We start from the raw sequence: 19,890 nt of genomic DNA, 5'->3' as shown, positions 1-19,890 counted from the left end.
ACGTGAAGCGTATCAGGCGGTTTATCTATTAATGCGGGCATTTATTTGGAACGCTTTTTGCCAATATAAATACATTTTATTAATGATGGTGATTAAAGTATTCATCGCGTGAATGATTTTTCTCTTCATATAAATGGCTGATAAAACATTAGCAAAGAAATAGCAAGTGGATGTCCTGCTATTTATAAAGTTAAATATTGATTAAGCGCAATATGCATTGGCGTGACGACAGACTATAACATGAGAAGTTGTCATGGAGGACTCATTGATGAGCCTGTGCTGTTCCTGCGTCAGTAAACGAATTATTTTTAGCCTCACCGCCGTCAGCCTGCTTATCGTGGCGATGTTTATGCTGGCGGGCCATCTGGCTACCTATACCATTTTTATTGCCGATATTTATTACCTGGTTTTTTCCGGGCTACTGCTGTTGCTTGATGCAATTATCTTTTTCTTTATGTTTTTCCAGTTTATCTGTAATAGAAAACTGCTTTTTGTCGCCATCCTTGGGCTGGGATTTCTCGGTGCGGATATTTATTGGGTCGAGGTTCTGGTTCTTATCCAGGAAATGATTGCGCTGTGTATTCCATTGAAAGCTATCACCAATGATTTAGCGATTTTTTATCTGTTTCGCCAGCTAACGCTGATGTCGTCATTTCTGATTGCGCTGTTTTATGCCCGTCGAATGAACCAGAATATTGCGCCTGTGGGTAAAGATGAAGCGCTGGTGCTGCTCCTTGCCTGCATATTCCTGGTGATGGCGATCTCTGCGCATAATTTGTCCAGCTATAATCCGCAGATTTCACTTAATCTTATGGGGACGCGCTTTGCGAATGGCCGCAATGCCTGGAATTCCTACTACGGCGTTGCCGTTGTGGCCGCCTGGTTTATGACTCTGGTGCTGACTATTGTGATTACCCAACTGCGCAGCTTGCTGTGGTGCAGCATCGCCGCGTTCTGCGTTTCCAGCCTGTTCAGCAATATTATTTTGCTTAACCTGAACGAGTACAATTTCCCCGTCTGGTACCTTAGCCGCGGCGTGGAGGTCGTTTGTACCTTCTTTGTGATTGTCGTGCTGCTGTACGATATTTTCAAAATGCATAAAAAATCGACGATGTTGTCGATTCACGATCCGCTTACCGGGATCTATAACCGCGCCTATTTCTACCAGGAGCTGCAGCAGTTGATGGTTTCCAGGAGGCCAATCAGCCTGATGATTATGGACATTGATCATTTTAAACGTATCAACGACCGCTATGGGCACCCGGCGGGCGATGCGGTGATTAAGACGGTGGTTGCGCTGGCGAAAAACGCGGTGCGCGAGGAGGATATTCTGGCACGCATCGGCGGGGAAGAGTTCGCGGTGCTACTGCACGACACGCCCCCGACGGTGGCGGCGCGGATTGCCGAAAGAATACGCGTTGAAATAGAGCGGGAAACGGCGCAGGGCTTGGCGTATCGGACTCCGGAGCCAATGACGATTAGCATAGGTTTGTTTTGTTCGTCGGACAAAGTGTTCTCCGCCGATGAATGTATTTCTTTCGCCGACAGCGCGCTGTACGCCGCCAAGCGCGCCGGGCGTAACCGGGTTATGACGAGTACGTAACTTGCATGTTAATGCCAGAAGGGTCTTTTCCTTCTGCGCGCAGGTGGTACACTGAAAATGTGATGTTAATCATGACCTGCGTAAAAACGAAAAAGAGATACTGCTATGCAACATATCATTGAAGGGTTCCTCAACTTTCAGAAAGAAGTTTTCCCTCAGCGTAAGGAACTCTTCCGCAGCCTGGCGTCTAGCCAGAATCCAAAAGCACTGTTCATCTCCTGCTCAGACAGCCGTCTGGTGCCTGAACTGGTGACACAGCAAGAGCCGGGGCAGCTGTTTGTTATCCGCAACGCCGGGAATATCGTGCCGTCATTTGGCCCGGAGCCGGGCGGCGTATCAGCGACGATCGAATATGCTGTTGTCGCGTTAGGCGTCACGGATATCGTTATCTGCGGTCACTCTAACTGCGGTGCCATGAAAGCCATTGCGACCTGCCAGTGCCTGGAGCCTATGCCCGCGGTATCCCATTGGCTGCGTTACTCCGATGCGGCGAAAGCGGTCGTTGAGAAGAAAACCTTCGTCAACGAAACCGATAAAGTGAACGCCATGGTTGAAGAGAACGTGATTGCTCAGCTGAATAATATTAAAACCCATCCGTCGGTGGCAGTAGGCCTGCGCGATAACGCGCTGCGTTTGCATGGCTGGGTATACGACATTGAGAGCGGCGAAATTCGTGCGCTGGAAAAAAACAGCAAGCGCTTCGTGTCGCTGGCCGATAACCCAGACGTTTTCTTCGAGTAATCGACAAACCTGCGTCGCTATACGCTGCTGACCAACCTGAGCTTGCCGCGTCCTGGCGTAAGGTGTGGTGTTTTGTTGATGATCAAATAAAGAAAAGGTCGCCAGGCCATTGCGTTTTCCTCCGCCAGTGATTGTTTTAAACCTGGCAAAACGCGGGGGCTAGGGCGCTGCAACCAAAGTATGAATCTGCATTGATGGCCTACGCCATCCGGGCGAGAACAAAAAAAAGGAGCCGTTTCAGGCTCCTTTTTTCATTTCATGCGAACGCTACCAGCCGCAAACATCATGCTCGTTTTCGGTATCATAAGCGCGCACGGTATTGACCAGCTCTTTAACCACGTCAGCGGCAACATCTGGGACCAACAGCTCCATCGGCGTCTCGGTTTCATAATCGACGGAAACGCCGTTGCTATTGTTGGTGACGGTCACCGTATAGGTTGCCTTACCCATTGCTGTTACCCCTTATGTGAATTAACCACTTTGCCCAGGCCAATACCCTCAAGCGTAGCATCAGGATCGGCAAAGAAGTCGATATTAAAATAGGTGTCGTCAGTGAGCAGCTCAATGCGATGCCACTTCTGCGGCGGTGAAATGCCAAAGGAGCCCGCTTCTATCACCACCTCAACGTCTGGTTCGGTTGCGTCGCCGTCGGGGAAGCCAAAGTAGCGCACGGCCCCTTGCATCACGGATAACCGTCCGTAAACGTGGGCTTTAGTGTTGTGATGGGTGAACAGGGCTTTCGGCGCGGTGTCTTTATTCCAGAACGGGGTCGAACGCGAATGAACAAAGTTTTCAGGAATACGTAACATGGATGGCTCCTTACTACATCACCATAGTGTTCTATAGGGATTTCAGCACATCAGCTTCGACAAAGAAGTCGATGTTAAAGACGGTATCGTCGGTCATCGTTTCGATGTAATGCCACTTCTCCGGCGGGAACACGCCAAAATGGCCGGCGTTGATAACCAGTTCGCTCTCCGGCTCCGGTGAGGTTTCGCTGGCAAAACCCAGATAACGAACGGCCCCCTGATGGACCGACAGTCGCGGATAAACGCCCGGTCGCGTACCTTTATCCAGGTGACGTTGAAAAATACCGGCCGGCGCGGTGTCTTTGTTCCAGAACGGGGTGGAACGGGTATGAATACAAGTTTGCGGAATGCGTAGCATGTTTTCCCCCTATACGTTGAATGTATTAAAGCACATTTTTTCCAGCCTGTTTACAATAAAATGCATTTTAAATGCATCTTTCGTGTGGTGTTAAATTCTTGTTCTTTTTTGCCGTTAATTGTTCACTTGTTGCAATGATAAATATTCAATTTATGCTTCATTAGTGTTACAAATACGGTGAAATATCGTGAAGTCAGCGTCGGGAGGATGCAATGATTCTGGAGAAACTGCGGACGTCAAACGGCAAAAAATTCCTGTTGTCCGCTTTTGTGGTGTTTGCGATTGCCGTTGTGGTGGTGGGACGAGCGACCTTCGGTGGGGTGGTGAGTGAATACAACCTGCCGTATTCCGAATGGACCACAAGCATGTTTGTGCTGCAGGGGGCAATGGTGCTGGTTTACAGCTCTATTTTTACCTTACTGTTTTCAATTCCATTGGGTTTTTTCTTTTTAGGCTCTGATAACCAGCGTTAATTCTTTCCGGCGAGCGTTCTGCTCGCCTTACCGTATTCTGATTGCCATTTTGATAAAGACCTGACACGATCAAATTCACGCGTGCGCACTTCGTTATCCAGAATGATCCTGCTTCGTAATGCAAATTTATCGCAATACGAAAAATGCTAACGTAGAGCGTGTTTCAGGAAGAAAGCCCATTCATTCGGGGTGCCAGTGAGAATTATCCAGGACAGTTTACGTAAGAAACAGGCGCTGCTGGCATCGGCATTGATGACCTTGGGTTTGATCTGCGTAACGCTTTTCATTCTTTATTCCCGCGCCATGTCGCAGGTTAACGAAGGCATTAACGCTCTGCAAAATCAGATGACGGAGATGTTTAATGATAATGAGCTGATTGCCGATGCGACGGGCGTGCGCTTTCAGCAGATAAGCTCTCACGCGATGTGTGGCGAGGCCGATATTTTCGAGGCGCGAGGTAGCGCATGGGGGATTAACGCTAACCCGCAGGCGCTTGACCTTCAGCGCGGCGCGATGGTTGCCCGCACCCAGGAGCGTCGTGGCCGCTGCATGTACCTGGCCGCCGAATTCGTGCGTCAGAAAAGCCACGCGCTGAATCCAGCCCTCAAAGACATTCACCGCTATGTTATTGCCAGCGACGCGAGTTGGTTTTACTGGTTTAACGCCTCTGACTCCGTGCCGTTTAATTTTGACACATCACAAATGGCTAATAACCTGCGAAAGTTCTTTTCCGAGCCAGAACCGTTTTACGATCGCGTATTACAGACCAGTGTCCTGAAAAAATCGCGCAGTTCGACGGATTTTTATGATGATAAAATCACGGGCAGTAAAGCCTATAGCGTGGTGAGCTATATTTACGATCTTTCCGAGGGGGAGGCCAGCAATCATATTGTTGCTTACCTGGTTTATGATTTATCTTCACCCCAACTGATGTCTGCCCTGAAGGAGGCATTTAATAATCGGGTGCAGGACGGATTAATACTGGGTTTTCAGAATCGTCGTACGGGCGAATTGCTGTGTATCGTTAATGACTGTAGCTGGCTGGATAACTACCATACCCATACGGTGTCGTCGCGTTATGAGATCAAATATGCGCTGCCTTTCTGGTCCTTCCTGGGCGAAGATCCTGCGGCGATAACCACCCTGACACTTGCGCCTGTGCTGCTCATACTGCTGTTTATACTGATTCGCTTCCACCTTAATCGCGCCGATTTGCGCTTTTATCGCGACGCGTTGACTGGTTGCTTTACGCGCAATATTTTCTCTGTGATTCAGCAACGCTCGCTGCCGTATATGACGGTGATCCTCTTCGACTGTAATAAATTTAAGTCAATTAACGATAGCTACGGGCACCAGGTGGGCGACCTTGCGCTACAGGCGATTGCTGGCCGCATGCTGGATTCAGTGCGCGCTAACGGTGACTGGGTCATTCGCAGCGGCGGCGATGAGTTTATTGTGCTGCTCAGCCGTACGGATGTTGCCCACGCGCATATGGTGGCTGAACGGATAGCTTCCGGTATTGCCATGCTGCCATTTAGCGTCCAGGGGACGCCGGTGCCGCTGTCGGTATCATGGGGCGTGGCATCGTGCCGGGATAGCCTGGACGAGGCGATTCAGCAGGCGGATGCGGAAATGTATCAGATGAAAAAGCGGCGCGGGGAAAGGGGATAAGCCGGCGGGGGCGCGGCTTATCTTTGGCGAGCTACCACCAGCCGAGCTGGACGCCAACGACGGTGACGATGGCGACGATCAGCATGATAATCGTGGTCTTTCTCATTGTGCTCCTCCCGGCAGCGCGTAGCCGCCAATAAAAAACCAGCCCAGAAAGATCACGGCAATAACAAAGATAACGATAGGGAAAGCGATACCCAATCTCATGGTGACATCCTGATTCCTGTTATAAACAGCGCGTATGATACTGTAATTAGCCTACCCGCTGGGCGCTAATTTGCGGCCGATGGCGAAATTTTTTGTCCTCGTACATTGCGCTATCGGCGGCGCGAAGGGCGCTGTCCGGGTCCATGTGCGATGGGTCGACGCGCACTGCGCCGATGCTGGCGCCAGGATAGTGGATCAACACCTCACCCAGCAGATAATCGCCGATCAGCAACTGGCGCAGCGTTTCGGTAAACTGCGCAAGCTGAGTGGTCGAACGCTCAAGCGTGGCGACCATAAATTCGTCGCCGCCTAGTCTGCCGAGCTGATCGTCGACAGAAATGCCGTGCCTAAGACGTTGCCCCACCAGCTGTAAAAATTCATCGCCCGCCTGGTGACCGTAGACATCGTTAATTTCCTTGAAGCGATCGAGGTCGATAAACGCGAGAATGACCGCGAGGTTCAGATGACGCGCCAGTGAAAACAGCGTCTCCAGGTTTTCAAAAACCGCCCGGCGGTTAGGCAGGCCGGTCAGCGCATCGGTATAGGAGTGATAGACCAGCGCCGCGTTGGCCTCCTGCAGCTGGGTGACCAGCGACTCCTTTTCGATATAGCGCGCGATAATGCTGGCAAACAGCTGCAGCACCTGTTCGCTGTTAAAGCTGAGCGGCTTTTGCTGCGTGCTGGTGGCGCACAGCGTGCCATAGAGCGAACCATCGGTAAGGTGAATCGGTGTACTGAGGAAGGTGGTGATACCCAGCGCTTTTGCCGCTTCGCAGTCGGCCCAGCGTTCTGGCACGTTGTCGCTATAGAAACAGCGATCGTCCATTGCGCGCTTACATAGCGTATCGCCCCACGGCACCGTCAGGTTTTCGGGGATGGTCATATCGCCGCTGTTGCGCGAATAAACAATGTGCTGCAGGTCGGCCTGCGTATCAATTTTTGTCAGATAGGTCGATTCCATATTAGTAACTAACTCAAGCATTTCAAGCAGTTGCCGGACAAGGCTTTCCAGCGACTGTTCCGTAGCAAGCGTTTGTGACACTCTGGCGAGAATAATATCTGACATGAAAACAACGGTCCCCTGGAATGGTATGAGCGATCATAGTGTATGATCCTCAAACGAAATCGTATCTCCTGAATTTTATACATTCTGTATCAGAAAGGTAAGCATAGTGCTGGCAAAACGGGGGTGTTTACCGAGAAGCACCGTGAATGACGGGTAAAAAAAAGCCCCATCGGGGGAGATGGGGCAAAGTAACTCATTGATTATGGAATGTTCTGTTCTCTGGTCAGTTGAGAACGAGAATGACTTTACCTATCAAAAGTGTAGTTAAAATGAAGAAATTATGGAGTTTAAAGCTAAACTCCGGCGTAAAAATAAGGAAAAATTATGTCATCCCGCTATCTTTTACTGCTGCCGCTGTTCCTTGCTGGCTGCGCAAAACAGGCTCAACCGGAGGCGCCATTACCGCCGCAGATCGGTATGGCAAATCCTGCTGCCGTCTACTGCCAGCAGAAGGGCGGAGAAAGCATTCCGCAGGTTAATGAGAAGGGACAATTCAGCCTGTGTAAACTGCCAGATGGGGAAACGATCGAAGAATGGGCGCTGTGGCGTCGCGATCATCCGCAGAAAAAATGACAGCGAAGGTGACATCCAGTACACTTCGTAACCAGGATTATTCTGACTAACGAGTGATGTATGTTTTCGCTAAAACCGGGCACTACCGCCATGATCATCGGTGCCCGTACGGTTGCTGGCCGTGCCAATATAGGCAAGAGCGTTGAGCTTTTCGCTCTCATCCAACCCGGTGAACGCTGCCTGAATCCTGTCAACGGCGTGATGACTGAACTGGCTGCCGACGCGCCGCGCGCGCTGTGGCTGGTGACCGGTGACGTCAGCGCCGGCGACGGTCTGCACGGTTTTGCCTTTGTGCGATCGGAATATTTAATGCCGCTGACGCCCGATATGCTGCCGGCGCGTGAGCGTGAGGTGCAGGTAGCGTAAACGCGACGTCGGCTGACGTCGCGCGGTAGGTCAGAGATTTTTCAGCCAGTCGGCGAGCACGCGCGCGTGGTTTTGCGCGGTGTTTGCGGCGGCGTAAACCAACGTAACGCCCTGATTATGCGCAATGTCGGCCAGCCTGCGACCGTCCTCCAGATGGTGTGAAAGCTCTTCGCGATAGTGCTGGCAGAAGCTGGCAAAATCGATCACTTCTCCGTGAAAGGCCTTACGCAGCTCTGCCGACGGGGCCAGGGTTTTACACCACTCATCGTAGATGAGGTCTTCCTTTTTAATGCCGCGCGGCCACAGCCTATCAACCAGAACACGGTAGCCATCATCAGGTGCAGCGTCTTCGTATACGCGTTTACACTGGATCATATCCTTCCTCCCTTTGTCCTTTTTGACCATACCACAAACTTTGGTTGGGTTCTCTGGTCAGCTATTGCTATTGTGCGCAGACATCGCTAGTCTGAGGCTCCTTATGCCGTACGTTAACGTCAGCCCATAAGGACTCATCATGGAAAACTCCGCCGTTACTCCTCTTCTCCGTATTGCCCTCGTTGGCGACTACAATGCCGATGTCATTGCGCATCAGGCGATTCCGCTGGCGATCGACGATGCTGCCGCGGTGCTGGAACTGCCCGTTGAATATTGCTGGTTGGCCACGCGCGATGTGAAAAGCGCTGACGATCTGGCCGGTTTTGATGCCCTCTGGCTGGTGCCTGCCAGCCCGTACCAGAATACCGAAGGCGCGCTGACTGCCGTGCGCTATGCGCGTGAAAACAGCCTGCCGTTTCTGGGTACCTGCGGTGGTTTTCAGCATGCGATTGTTGAATACGCGCGTAATGTGATGGGCTGGGAAGATGCCGCGCACGCGGAAACTGACCGCGAGGGGCGGATGGTCATCGCGCCGCTCACCTGCTCGCTGGTGGAAAAAAGTGATGCCATTGAACTGCGCGCCAACACGCTGATTGCCCGCGCCTACGGCCGCGACACGATCGAAGAAGGGTATCACTGCAACTACGGGATTGCCGCCGACTTCGCCGCCGAGCTTGATGCGCAGCCGCTGCGCGTGACGGGTTGGGATGATAATGGTGATATTCGCGCGGTAGAACTGGTCACTCACCCGTTCTTTGTCGCGACGCTGTTCCAGCATGAGCGCAATGCGCTGGCGGGCCGGCCGGCACCGCTGGTGCAGGCCTTCCTGCACGCCGCCGCGCAGTAAAAATAGACTCACAGTCGATTGGATGGCGGCTACGCCTTGCCCGGCCGACTGTGACTCTCTCTCTCTACTGGCCGACGCGAATCTCTTTGTCGCGCCCGGCCAATCCGCCAAATACGGCCATCACCAGCGCCAGCCCGGCGACCGCCATCAGTGACAGCTGCCATGCTCCGGTGGCGTCATGCATTTTCCCCATCAGCGGCGGGCCACAGGCGGCGAGCAGATAGCCCACAGCCTGAGCCATACCGGACAGCGCCGCCGCCTGATGTGCCGAACTGGCGCGCAGGCCGATAAACGTCAGCCCGAGAATCATCGTCGCGCCGGAACCGAAACCAAAAATAACCGTCCACAGCGCTGCCTGTGCCGGCAGCAGCCAGTAGCCCAGCGCGCCGATCGCGCACATTAACGCCACGGCAATGGCGATCCCGCGCTGATCCTTTAGCCGATGGAGGATCAGCGGGATGGCGAAACCGGGTGCGGCCGTGGCCAGCTGAAGCAGGCCATGCAGAGAACCCGCCTGCGCTTCGCTGTAGCCCTGGCTAATCAGAATTGCCGGTAGCCAGCCAATAATGACGTAGTAGACCAGCGAGTTCAGCCCGAGGAAAAGCGTGACCTGCCAGGCCAGCGCCGAACGCCAGATCCCCCGGTTATGCATCGCGCCGCTACTGGAGATTGCGCTAGCGCGCGATGAACGCCACTGCGGCAGCCAGCACGCCAGTGCCAGCAGCGGGAATACCATTAACATCAGCAGCGCACCGCGCCAGCCCAGGCCGCTGAGTGCAATCGGTACTACCAGCGCGGAGCCCAGCGCGGCGGCGGCCCCCATCGTTACCGAATAAGCACCGGTCATTTTCGCGACCTGGCCAGAAAAATCCCGTTTGATAAGCCCTGGCAGCAGCACGTTGCCCAGCGCAATGCCGCAGCCAATCACCGCGGTACCGATAAACATCAGCGCAATCGAGGGCAGTGAGCGTACGGCGATGCCGGCGCAAATCAGTAACATCGCGGCAAACAGGCTGCGTTCCATACCAAAACGGCGAGCGACGCCGGCGGCCAGCGGCGAGACCAGCCCAAACGCCAGCAGCGGCAGGGTGGTCAACAGGCCTGTTTGCGCGGTGGTGAGCGCGTATTCGGCGCGAATGGCGTCAAGCAGCGGTGCCGCGCCGGTAAAGGTGACGCGTAGCGTCGAAGCAATCAGTAAAATACCGACAATCAGCAGCCAGCGGCGGCTGGAAGAAGTCACAGCGTCAGACATAGTGTTCTCAGGTCAACAGTAGAGACGCTACGATACCTGCTTTAGCCTTCGTTTAAATCAAGCTAAAATGACAAATTATCGCTAAATTCGGACAAAATAATGCTGGGGTTGGGTTTAGGTGGCTATCATCCTGACAGCCATGAGGATGCTGCAGTAGCCTTTGGTGTGCAGGTATCAGAAGGGGAACAGCATATTCCGCTGCATCAGCACCGAAAAGGACAGCTGATTCTGGCGCTGCACGGTGCGATTACCTGCGAAGTTGAAAACGCTATGTGGATGGTGCCGCCGCAGTTTGCGGTGTGGATCCCCGGAGAAGTACCGCACAGCAATCGCGCGACGCCACAGGCGGAGCTGTGCTTTCTGTTTATTGAACCGGGCGCCGCGAAGATGCCCGCGCACTGCTGCACGCTAAAAATTTCGCCGCTGGTACGTGAGCTGATTCTGACGCTGGCCCGGCGGGATAAGGACGCGCGTCTGACGGTGGAAAGCCAGCGGCTGATACAGGTTCTCTTTGATGAACTGCCGCAGCAGCCGGAGCAACAGCTACAGCTGCCGGTTTCCACGCACCCGAAAATCCGCCTGATGGTCGACACGATGGCATCGGCACCGGCGCATTGGCAGACGCTGACGCAGTGGGCCAGCCGCTTTGCGATGAGCGAACGTAACCTTGCCCGGCTGGTGGTTAAAGAGACCGGCCTCAATTTTCGCCGCTGGCGGCATCAGCTGCAGCTGATCCTCGCGCTACAGATGCTGGTACGTGGCCTGAGCGTTCAGCAGGTGGCGCTATCGTTAGGCTATGACTCGACGACCGCGTTTATCACCATGTTCCGTAAGGGGCTCGGGCAAACGCCGGGGCGCTATCTGACGGCGCTGACTACGACTTCCCAATAAGCAGCGACACCAGCCCAGCGGCAATCAACGGCCCTACCGGCACGCCGCGAAACAGCGCTACGCCGAGCACGGTACCTATCAGCAGACCCGCTACCAGGTGCGGCTGGCTGCCCATCAGCGTCACGCCGCGCCCGCCAAGCCAGGAGACAAAGACCCCGACGGCGATAGCAACCAGTGATTTCCAGTGACCGAAAGAGTGAATCAGCGTGCTGGCGGGCAGGGTGCCGCTGGCGATAGGCGCCATGACGCTGATGGTCAGAATAATGATACCCATGCTGAGCCCCTGTTTTTCCACCCACGGGAAAAAGGCGCTCAGCGGCGTAACGCGGATAATAATCAGAACCAGGATAGACACGGCAACGGTGGTGTTATGGCTTACAAAGCCAAGCGCCGCCAGACCCAGGAGGATCAGCAGGGTGGTATCGAGCATAGAGCGGTAATCCTTGCCAAAAAGAGAAAAAGACAGCGTTGCCGTAGCCCTGGCGAGGCATTTATTGTCCCCCGGGTCGTGCCCCGGCGTTGTTATGCTCGGCCGGGCTACGTATTTCCGTTTCCCTACTGTACGCAAGAAGCGGCGCGCTGGCAGGTGTTTTTCAATCTTTGCGCAGGATTTCAGGCATTTGCCTGATTATTTGACCAATACCGTCATTAATGGGCTGCCTTCGCGCATAAACAGTGGAATCGTCTTCAGCCATACTTTGCGTAGCGCCGTTCGGCAATGGGTGTCAGGGTGCCGGCTGGCGCTTCGCTTATCCGGCCTACGATCGACCAGGGGTATCATCAGGATTGGCGGCGGAAGGCAACCAGCTCCGGCTGGGCAATGCGCAGGTAATCAGCGGTATTGAGGATCACGGATTTTTCGAGACTGCCTGCGTTAAAGGCAATTTCATCAAAGCGTTCAAACAGCAGCGGATCGGCAATAAGCCGCAGCGCGCGGTGGAAGCTGAACGGCGGGATAGCGCCGAACACGCAGGCCGTGAGCGCTTCAACTTCCGCCGGGCTTGCCAGCGATGCCTTCAGCCCGCCAATATGCTGTGCCAGGCGCGACAGATCGGCCTGCTGGTCGGCCGCCAGAATCGCCAGCACATGCTGGTTCACGCCGTTGCCTTTTACTTTGCATACCAGCGCCTTTGCGCCCTGGCCAAGCGCGGTACCGCGAAGGGCGGAAACGGCTTCACACTTACCCACTGCGTCGTGCTCCATCACCCGATAGCGCGCCTGTTGGTTATCCAATAATGCCAGCAGCCGCTGGTGGATATTTGGTGATACGGGCTCAATCATGCTTCCCCCCATTATTGCCATTTCGCTGATGTTTATGTTGATAAAGGCGCTGGTCGGCAATGTCCATCGCCGTATCCAGGTTATCGCCTACCTGCATTTTATACGCGCCCCACGAGAAGCTAACGCGATTTTCATCGTCAAGCAGCGCCAACTGCGCTTTGATGCGCTGCGGGATCAACCGGGCATCTTCTTCGTCATAGTCGACCAGAATAATGCAGAACTCGTCGCCGCCGAGACGCACCGCATAATCGCTCTTGCGCACGGTAGCGGAAATCGCCTGGGCAAGCAGGATAATGGCGCGGTCGCCCTCGTTATGCCCCCAGGTGTCGTTGATTTTCTTTAACTTGTCGAGATCGAGCGCGATGATCACGATGCTGGCACCTTGCTCGGTCAGGCGCTGAAGGCGCATGCTTTGCACCGGCGAGAGGATCTTCCGGTTATACAGCCCGGTGAGTGAATCGCTGATGTTTTCTTTGCTGACCATCTGGTAAAGACGGAAGTGGGTGCGCACCAGGTGCATTAAGGTCGCGGTTGTCAGCAGATAAAACAGGAACAGTTTCCACGAGCTGAGCAGGAAGTACATCACGTCCAGCGACAGCTCGATGCGCATATTTTCTGCTAGCGGGCGTGAGTAGTTCACATAGCTCAGTAGATGCGCTGCGCTGCGATGGACTTCAATATGCGCATTATTGTCGGAGTCGGTGAACGAGATATCCAGGTAGCGCCAGACCAGCGGCCGATCGTGGGTATAAAAGATATCGCGCATATCCTGATGAGAAAGATCGACCATCACGATCCCTTTCAGCAGTTCATGCTGAAAGACAGGGGTCAGGAAAGTTAAGATATTCTTACGGGTAAAGGTATCGGCATAGATGCTTGATACCACCGTTCTACCCAGAAAGAGGTTTTCCAGACTGGCGGGAGAAATACCCAAACGCCCACCGTAGAGGAAATTCCAGCCGGTTAACGCCGTATTTGTAATTTTAACCGGGGAATTGAAATAAATATATTGATTCATTAAATCAATATAATAACGAAAACGTTTTTGTGGCTGCGGTTCATTCGGCAGAATAGATTTCCACGCTGTATTATTGGCGATGGCAGAATCAAAGGCTTCCAGCGCGGGCAGATCGTTCACCCACGTCTGGCAGGGAGAATGACCCGCGGTCAACGTGCCCTGCAGCGGCGTATAGGTGTAGTCGTCGACGTTCAGGCCGCTGATGTCACCGCGGTGCTGAACGCTGGCGCAGGCGCGCGCCGCCGCCTGGGCAGTAGGTCGGTCGCCCATTTTGCGGGTGAATTGCGATATAATTAGCTGGTTCTGATATTTATCATAGAGAAAAGCGGCTTCTCCTTTGTCTATGATATATCGCATATATTCTGTCATATCCCGGTGGCTGGCCACCAATTCATAGATCAGAAATGATGATGTCAGTATTACCACACCGGAGGAGATGACGAAACGTAATATTTTGCTCTGCAGTTTCATGGTGAAATTAAATCTTCTTCCGTGTAATTCGGAATTTTACCATGGGCGGGGCCGTATCTCTAGTAAAGCATTAGCAACGAAAATGTTTCAAAACACGTAGATGCGCTGGCAGAGGGCGATTCCCGCAATGCGTTTTTGTTTCTTGCCTGTTTCATCGGTTATGTGAAAGTAACATGTAAAGCATTTTAGCCCTACCATGTTGTCAGTAGGTGAAATGATTAAATCATAATAAAATGAAACGCTTTGAGCATGCCTCATCCGTTGCCGGATGGGCAGTCATCCACAGAGGGGCCTGGCTCAACAAAAGCCTGGTTCATCATACTGTTCTGCCAACCGTCATTATATTGGATGGTGGCCTATACATAGCGATACCTTAAAATAAACGAGACCAGAACCCTTTTTTAGGTGTGACCACCGCGGGCGTAGGGGGCACGGCAAGTTCAAGCGCATTTTTTTCGACCGCAACAAAGCATTCTTTCATTATTTCAGTCAGCTTCGGGTAACTGTGGATCTGCTGTTGAGCATAATATTGCATGTAAAGCTCAATACCATGAGCACAATAGCGCCATGTGTTTTGATAAAGCGTAAATTTGGCTTCTTGACTGAGATGATATTTTTTCGCTGTTTCATCCACTTTTATTTCGGTGCATATGACATATTCATAGAGGTCTTTTTCGTTATGCAGAATACGCGATGCGCCCCAAATAGCGCCGGAAATATAGCACTCATCGCTATCGCCAAAGAAACAGATCACACTGTATTTTTTAGCGTGACAATCTGACCATTCACTTAAGGTTATATCCTCTTTAGATTCAAGCATGTTAGCCGCATCGGCGTACAGAGGGCTACAAAATTTGAGGATTAATTTGAGGTGGTCCAGATCGCACCAGTAGGCACCGTTAATCGTGACAAGTGACTCACTTTGCGGAAGGTTACTGACAAATAGCTGTGTTGCTTGCAAGACGGCTTTATAGGTCGTGGTAGCAAAAGGGTCATTGTTTTTTTTCGCTAAGTCCGCTCTGGCCAGCGCAAAACGGTCAAGCATTTCTGAGACATTATACAGGCCTAAACTGTTTGGCTTCAGAAACAGGCGGTTATCGGCTTCAAGGATGCTGTCTATTTTAACGTTTATAGCGACTTCATTAATCACAGAGATACTCTCATCATCATTCAATTAGACCTATTATACACTTTTTGTATGATTAATCGTTACGTCGGGCATACTCTCCTAATTGTGGTGAGCGTTTCATCAAGTGATGATGATATGACCGGGGGATCTGCGAAGTAAAAAGGGACAATCAATCCTCCAGAGAGCGTTCAATGGCTATTGTGAAGGAAAATCAGCCAGCAAAATTTCACCGGCTGATTGATATGACTTAGTCCTTAACGGTACTGCCTTGCTTATGAAACAGTTCTCGGAACACCGGATAGATATCATCCTGATCGCGAATATGCTGAATGGCAAAATTATCAAACGTCTGCTGCAGGTGTTCATACTCGCGCCACAGGGTTTGATGTGCCCGGCGGGTGATTTCGATATAGCTGTAGTAGCGCACCACCGGCAGAATCTTCTTCGCCAGAATCTCATGGCACAGCGGCGAATCGTCCGCCCAGTTATCGCCATCCGACGCCTGCGCGGCATAGATATTCCATTGTGCCGGGTCGTAGCGGGCCTTCACCACTTCGTCCATTAACTTCAGCGCGCTGGACACGATGGTGCCGCCGGTTTCCTGCGAGTAGAAGAACTCATGTTCATCCACCTCTTTGGCCTGGGTATGGTGGCGAATATACACCACCTCGACGTTTTTATAGGTCCGGCTCAGGAACAGATAGAGCAGGATATAAAAGCGCTTGGCCATGTCCTTGGTGGACTGATCCATCGAGCCGGAAACGTCCATCAGGCAGAACATTACCGCCTGGCTGGAGGGTTCTGGCCGCTTCTCATAGTTTTTGTAGCGCAGGTCAAAGGTATCGATAAACGGAACTCGGTCAATTTTGGCCCGCAGCTCGGCTATCTCTTTGCGTAAGCGCTCTTCTTCCAGCAGCTGTGCGGGCTCACTTTTGGCCACCTCGTCAAGCGTGGCCTCCAGCGCGTGCAGCTCGCGGCGCTTCCCGGCCGTCATGGCGGTACGGCGAGCAAGGGAGTTTTGCAGCGACCGTACCACGCTGATATTGGCGGGCACGCCGTTAGACGTGAAGCCCGCGCGATGGGTTTTGTACTCGGTGAGCTGGCGCTGCTGATTGCGCTTGAGGTTCGGTAGGGCCAAATCCTCGAACAGCAGATCCAGGTATTCGTCTTTGGAAATCTGGAAGACAAACTCATCCTGACCTTCGCCATCGGCGCTGGCCTGTCCTTGACCACTGCCGCCACCGCCGCCGCCCTGCGGGCGCTCGATGCGATCGTTTTGCACAAAGTGATCGTTACCGGGATGTACCCGGTGGCGTAATCCGCCGCGCCCCTGATGGAACATCGGCTCGCTGATATCATCCGTCGGTATAGAGACAGATTCGCCGCTGTCGATGTCGGTCACCGAACGTTTATTGATAGCCTCGGAGATCGACTGTTTGATTTGCGCTTTATAACGGCGCAAGAAGCGCTGGCGGTTAACCGCACTCTTGTTTTTGCCGTTCAGACGCCGGTCAATGAACCAGGTCATAGCCCCTCCTGAACTGCGTTGCCAACTTATGCATGCCTTGGCCCGGTAAGCGTAAGCTTCCGGGCCGTATGTGGCTGTTATGATGATTTACGTACGCGCAAATACCATTCACATAACAGGCGAACCTGTTTACGGGTATAGCCTTTTTCCATCATCCGATCGACAAAATCATCGTGCTTTTTCTGTTCGTCAGTTGAGGTCTTGGCGTTAAACGAAATCACCGGCAGCAGCTCCTCGGTATTGGAGAACATTTTCTTCTCAATGACCGTGCGCAGCTTCTCGTAGCTTGTCCAGTTCGGGTTGCGGCCGTTGTTGTTGGCGCGGGCGCGCAGCACAAAGTTGACAATTTCGTTGCGGAAGTCTTTCGGGTTGCTGATCCCGGCAGGCTTCTCAATTTTCTCCAGTTCGGCGTTCAGCGATTCGCGATCGAACAGCTGTCCGGTGTCCGGATCGCGATATTCCTGGTCCTGAATCCAGAAGTCCGCATAGGTGACATAACGGTCGAAAATGTTCTGTCCATATTCAGAATAGGATTCAAGGTACGCCGTCTGGATCTCTTTACCGATAAACTCGGCGTATTTCGGAATCAGGTAGCCTTTCAGGAACTCCAGGTAACGCTCCGACTGCTCCTGAGGGAACTGTTCGCGCTCAATCTGCTGCTCCAGCACGTAGAAAAGATGTACCGGGTTAGCCGCCACTTCGGCGTGATCGAAGTTAAACACCCGCGAGAGGATCTTAAAGGCGAAGCGGGTCGACAGACCGTTCATTCCCTCGTCGACGCCAGCATAGTCGCGATACTCCTGGTATGACTTGGCTTTCGGGTCGGTATCCTTCAGGCTTTCCCCATCGTAGACGCGCATTTTTGAGTAAATGCTGGAGTTTTCCGGTTCTTTCAGACGCGAAAGAATCGAGAAGCGCGACAGCGTTTCGAGCGTACCTGGCGCACACGGCGCATGGGTCAGCTCACTGTGGTTGAGCAGTTTTTCGTAAATTTTGATCTCTTCGGAGATCCGCAGGCAGTAAGGCACTTTGACGATGTAAACACGGTCAAGGAACGCTTCGTTATTTTTGTTGTTACGGAAAGTCACCCACTCCGATTCGTTCGAGTGCGCGAGGATAATACCGTTAAACGGCAGGGCAGAGATCCCCTCAGTACCGTTATAGTTCCCTTCCTGGGTGGCGGTCAGCAGCGGATGCAGCACCTTGATAGGCGCTTTAAACATCTCAACGAACTCCATAATCCCCTGGTTGGCGCGGCACAGTGCGCCGGAATACCCATAGGCATCCGGATCGTTTTGTGCGTAGTGTTCAAGCTTACGGATATCGACCTTACCGACCAGTGCCGAAATATCCTGGTTGTTTTCATCGCCGGGTTCAGTTTTGGCAATCGCAATCTGTTCAAGAATGGATGGCCACACTTTGACTACGCGGAATTTGGTGATGTCGCCGCCAAATTCATGCAGCCGTTTCGCCGCCCACGGCGACATGATCGTGCCGAGGTAGCGGGAAGGGACGCCGTACTCTTTTTCCAGAATCTGCGCATCTTCCTGCGGGTTAAACAGACACAGCGGATGATCGTTTACCGGGCTGCGCTCGCCGTTGGCGCTCAGCACATAAATGGGCACGCGCTGCATTAAGGATTTCAGACGTTCAGCCAGCGATGATTTACCGCCGCCGACCGGTCCCAATAAGTAGAGAATTTGTTTTTTCTCTTCCAGTCCCTGGGCGGCGTGTTTCAGGTAGGAAACAATCTGTTCGATGGCTTCTTCCATGCCGTAAAACTCTTCGAACGCCGGGTAGCGCCCGATGACTCGGTTCGAAAAGAGACGGGAAAGCCGCGGTTCCTGGGCGGTATCAACCATTATCGGCTCGCCAATAGCCGTTAATAGCCGTTCTGCCGCGTTAGCATAGGCACTGCGATCCTGCTTACATACAGCAAGAAACTCCTGCAGTGTGAACTCTTCGTCCTTGGCAGCTTCATAGCGCTGGCGATAGTGATCGAATATATTCATGGCATGCCGTCCTTTCGTTTTTTAGCACAGGTTAAGAGCCGTTGGTATGAATAATGGGGGCTCCCGGAAGAGGTAAGCCGAACGCCGTTCAACCTTGACCCAGCAACCTGTATGCCAGGTCTGCGGACAATTAACGGTTACGCGTGTGGCGATTACGCCTTCTAAAAATAAGCGTAGATGGCATTTGCAAAACTTGCATGGCGATAAAATCGATTTTCAATGACATATCAATAACTCATCAAAAAATACGAGCATTAAATCTTTTCAACTTTTTTGTGCTTTCATATAGCCGTCATGCATTTGTAAGGGCATTGCCATCAATAGGCGAGATAATGACAAGTCACATTATGTAATTACAGGTAAAAAATTTGTCGTCCGGCTAAGTGGAAGGTAAACTTTCGCCGCTGATACGTTGAAAAAAAAGGAATTACAGATTGTGAATCGAATCAAACTTCTAGCCCTAGGGGTGCTGATTGCCACTTCTGCTACCGCTGCTCAAGCGGAAAGTAAGTTCACGCTGGGTGCGGGCGTCGGCGTCGTTGAGCATGCATACAAACAGTATGACCACGATGTGTACCCGGTACCGGTAATCACCTATGAAGGCGATAACTTCTGGTTCCGTGGTTTTGGTGGTGGTTACTACCTGTGGAATGACGGTACTGACCAGCTGTCTCTGACGGCGTACTGGTCACCCATGTATTTCAAACCGGGCGACAGCGATAACAGCCAGTTGCGTAAACTGGATCGTCGTCAGTCCACGATGATGGGCGGGCTGTCCTGGTTCCACCATACTCAGTACGGTTCTCTGCGTACCACCCTGGCGGGCGATATGCTGGATGAAAGCAACGGTCTGGTCTGGGATCTGGGCTGGGTTTACCGTTACACCAACGGTGGCCTGACCTTAACGCCGGGCATCGGCGTACAGTGGAACAGCGATAACCAGAACGACTACTACTACGGCGTTTCCCGTCGTGAAGCGGCGCGCAGCGGCCTGCGTAGCTACAGCGCAGACAGCAGTTGGAACCCGTATCTGGAAATGACCGCGAATTATCGTTTCGCTGGAAACTGGAGCGTGTACGGTACCGCGCGTTATACCCGTCTGTCTGACGAAATCACCGATAGCCCGATGGTTGATAAGAGCTGGTCCGGACTGCTGTCTACCGGTATCACCTACACCTTCTAAGGCGTGAGCATTCGGTGCGACATGTCGCACCGAATT

22 protein-coding genes are annotated in these 19,890 nt (G+C 52.7%); 9 read left to right on the top strand and 13 right to left on the bottom strand.

Features of this window, described 5'->3' with window-relative positions; genetic code table 11:
* The first annotated feature begins 253 nt into the window (after nt 1-253).
* A complete protein-coding gene (locus tag H7R56_RS14375; protein WP_106926433.1) occupies nt 254-1,603 on the top strand; it encodes a GGDEF domain-containing protein in 1,350 nt (449 codons plus the stop codon).
* Between the two features lie 105 nt (nt 1,604-1,708).
* Nucleotides 1,709-2,344, top strand: coding sequence for a carbonic anhydrase (locus H7R56_RS14370; RefSeq protein WP_106926435.1), 636 nt, complete (start codon nt 1,709-1,711; stop codon nt 2,342-2,344).
* 267 nt (nt 2,345-2,611) lie between these two features.
* On the opposite strand, the gene H7R56_RS14365 is transcribed toward H7R56_RS14370, so the two are convergent.
* From H7R56_RS14365 to H7R56_RS14355, 3 genes are read right to left on the bottom strand one after another with little or no spacing between them, the layout of a single operon-like run.
* Nucleotides 2,612-2,794, bottom strand: a complete 183-nt coding sequence (locus tag H7R56_RS14365; protein WP_106926437.1) for a DUF1869 domain-containing protein — start codon at nt 2,792-2,794, stop codon at nt 2,612-2,614.
* Between the two features lie 5 nt (nt 2,795-2,799).
* Complete coding sequence (locus tag H7R56_RS14360) at nt 2,800-3,153, bottom strand: TehB family protein (RefSeq protein WP_106926439.1); 354 nt, start codon at nt 3,151-3,153, stop codon at nt 2,800-2,802.
* A 31-nt stretch (nt 3,154-3,184) separates the two neighbouring features.
* Nucleotides 3,185-3,511: a TehB family protein gene (locus H7R56_RS14355; RefSeq protein WP_106926441.1), complete on the bottom strand. Its 327-nt coding sequence runs from the start codon at nt 3,509-3,511 to the stop codon at nt 3,185-3,187.
* Between the two features lie 212 nt (nt 3,512-3,723).
* On the opposite strand from H7R56_RS14355, the gene H7R56_RS14350 reads away from it, so the two are divergent.
* Entirely contained in the window at nt 3,724-3,984 is a 261-nt protein-coding gene (locus tag H7R56_RS14350; protein ID WP_106926443.1) for a DUF2534 family protein, read from the top strand.
* Nucleotides 3,985-4,179: 195 nt separating this feature from the next.
* The gene (locus H7R56_RS14345; protein ID WP_106926445.1) at nt 4,180-5,655 is read left to right on the top strand and encodes a GGDEF domain-containing protein; all 1,476 of its coding nucleotides are present in this window, start codon (nt 4,180-4,182) and stop codon (nt 5,653-5,655) included.
* A gap of 102 nt (nt 5,656-5,757) precedes the next feature.
* On the opposite strand, the gene H7R56_RS14340 is transcribed toward H7R56_RS14345, so the two are convergent.
* Together H7R56_RS14340 and H7R56_RS14335 are read right to left on the bottom strand one after the other, a co-directional pair.
* Nucleotides 5,758-5,862, bottom strand: coding sequence for a YoaK family small membrane protein (locus tag H7R56_RS14340; protein WP_106926447.1), 105 nt, complete (start codon nt 5,860-5,862; stop codon nt 5,758-5,760).
* Nucleotides 5,863-5,908: 46 nt separating this feature from the next.
* Nucleotides 5,909-6,928: a sensor domain-containing diguanylate cyclase gene (locus H7R56_RS14335; RefSeq protein ID WP_182928289.1), complete on the bottom strand. Its 1,020-nt coding sequence runs from the start codon at nt 6,926-6,928 to the stop codon at nt 5,909-5,911.
* Nucleotides 6,929-7,252: 324 nt separating this feature from the next.
* On the opposite strand from H7R56_RS14335, the gene H7R56_RS14330 reads away from it, so the two are divergent.
* Nucleotides 7,253-7,501 (top strand): putative hemolysin, encoded by a 249-nt coding sequence (locus H7R56_RS14330; protein WP_106926451.1) that lies wholly within the window; start codon nt 7,253-7,255, stop codon nt 7,499-7,501.
* 60 nt (nt 7,502-7,561) lie between these two features.
* Nucleotides 7,562-7,867 carry a hypothetical protein gene (locus tag H7R56_RS14325; RefSeq protein ID WP_106926453.1) on the top strand — a complete coding sequence of 102 codons (306 nt, stop codon included), beginning with the start codon at nt 7,562-7,564 and terminating at the stop codon, nt 7,865-7,867.
* Between the two features lie 30 nt (nt 7,868-7,897).
* Here the strand turns inward: H7R56_RS14325 and H7R56_RS14320 are convergent, their stop codons facing one another.
* The gene (locus H7R56_RS14320; RefSeq protein WP_106926456.1) at nt 7,898-8,242 is read right to left on the bottom strand and encodes a DUF488 domain-containing protein; all 345 of its coding nucleotides are present in this window, start codon (nt 8,240-8,242) and stop codon (nt 7,898-7,900) included.
* A 139-nt stretch (nt 8,243-8,381) separates the two neighbouring features.
* Between H7R56_RS14320 and H7R56_RS14315 the strand changes: the two genes are divergently transcribed.
* A complete protein-coding gene (locus H7R56_RS14315; protein WP_106926458.1) occupies nt 8,382-9,089 on the top strand; it encodes a CTP synthase C-terminal region-related (seleno)protein in 708 nt (235 codons plus the stop codon).
* Nucleotides 9,090-9,153: 64 nt separating this feature from the next.
* On the opposite strand, the gene H7R56_RS14310 is transcribed toward H7R56_RS14315, so the two are convergent.
* Nucleotides 9,154-10,341: a CynX/NimT family MFS transporter gene (locus tag H7R56_RS14310; protein ID WP_106926460.1), complete on the bottom strand. Its 1,188-nt coding sequence runs from the start codon at nt 10,339-10,341 to the stop codon at nt 9,154-9,156.
* A gap of 99 nt (nt 10,342-10,440) precedes the next feature.
* On the opposite strand from H7R56_RS14310, the gene H7R56_RS14305 reads away from it, so the two are divergent.
* Nucleotides 10,441-11,232: an AraC family transcriptional regulator gene (locus tag H7R56_RS14305; RefSeq protein WP_106926462.1), complete on the top strand. Its 792-nt coding sequence runs from the start codon at nt 10,441-10,443 to the stop codon at nt 11,230-11,232.
* Here the strand turns inward: H7R56_RS14305 and H7R56_RS14300 are convergent.
* The 6 genes from H7R56_RS14300 to yeaG form a co-directional block, all read right to left on the bottom strand.
* The gene (locus tag H7R56_RS14300) at nt 11,216-11,662 is read right to left on the bottom strand and encodes a DUF441 domain-containing protein (protein WP_106926464.1); all 447 of its coding nucleotides are present in this window, start codon (nt 11,660-11,662) and stop codon (nt 11,216-11,218) included. The two genes, H7R56_RS14305 and H7R56_RS14300, sit on opposite strands and share 17 nt — an antisense overlap.
* 350 nt (nt 11,663-12,012) lie before the next feature.
* Nucleotides 12,013-12,513, bottom strand: coding sequence for a YbaK/prolyl-tRNA synthetase associated domain-containing protein (locus H7R56_RS14295; RefSeq protein WP_106926466.1), 501 nt, complete (start codon nt 12,511-12,513; stop codon nt 12,013-12,015).
* Nucleotides 12,506-14,002: a diguanylate cyclase DgcJ gene (gene dgcJ, locus H7R56_RS14290; RefSeq protein ID WP_106926468.1), complete on the bottom strand. Its 1,497-nt coding sequence runs from the start codon at nt 14,000-14,002 to the stop codon at nt 12,506-12,508. The genes H7R56_RS14295 and dgcJ overlap by 8 nt, the downstream gene beginning before the upstream one ends.
* A 373-nt stretch (nt 14,003-14,375) precedes the next feature.
* Nucleotides 14,376-15,152 (bottom strand): hypothetical protein, encoded by a 777-nt coding sequence (locus tag H7R56_RS14285; protein WP_106926469.1) that lies wholly within the window; start codon nt 15,150-15,152, stop codon nt 14,376-14,378.
* A 226-nt stretch (nt 15,153-15,378) separates the two neighbouring features.
* Nucleotides 15,379-16,659 (bottom strand): YeaH/YhbH family protein, encoded by a 1,281-nt coding sequence (locus H7R56_RS14280; RefSeq protein ID WP_106926471.1) that lies wholly within the window; start codon nt 16,657-16,659, stop codon nt 15,379-15,381.
* A 77-nt stretch (nt 16,660-16,736) separates the two neighbouring features.
* Nucleotides 16,737-18,671 (bottom strand): protein kinase YeaG, encoded by a 1,935-nt coding sequence (yeaG, locus tag H7R56_RS14275; protein WP_106926473.1) that lies wholly within the window; start codon nt 18,669-18,671, stop codon nt 16,737-16,739.
* Nucleotides 18,672-19,107: 436 nt separating this feature from the next.
* Here yeaG and H7R56_RS14270 point away from each other — a divergent pair, with 436 nt between their 5' ends.
* Entirely contained in the window at nt 19,108-19,854 is a 747-nt protein-coding gene (locus tag H7R56_RS14270; RefSeq protein ID WP_106926615.1) for a MipA/OmpV family protein, read from the top strand.
* The last annotated feature ends 36 nt before the right edge of the window (nt 19,855-19,890 follow it).

It is taken from the genome of Klebsiella sp. WP3-W18-ESBL-02, from assembly GCF_014168815.1.
Classification (GTDB): domain Bacteria; phylum Pseudomonadota; class Gammaproteobacteria; order Enterobacterales; family Enterobacteriaceae; genus Kluyvera; species Kluyvera ascorbata_B.
Note: the sequence above shows the minus strand (reverse complement) of the source record. Positions and strands in the feature narration are given on the sequence as shown.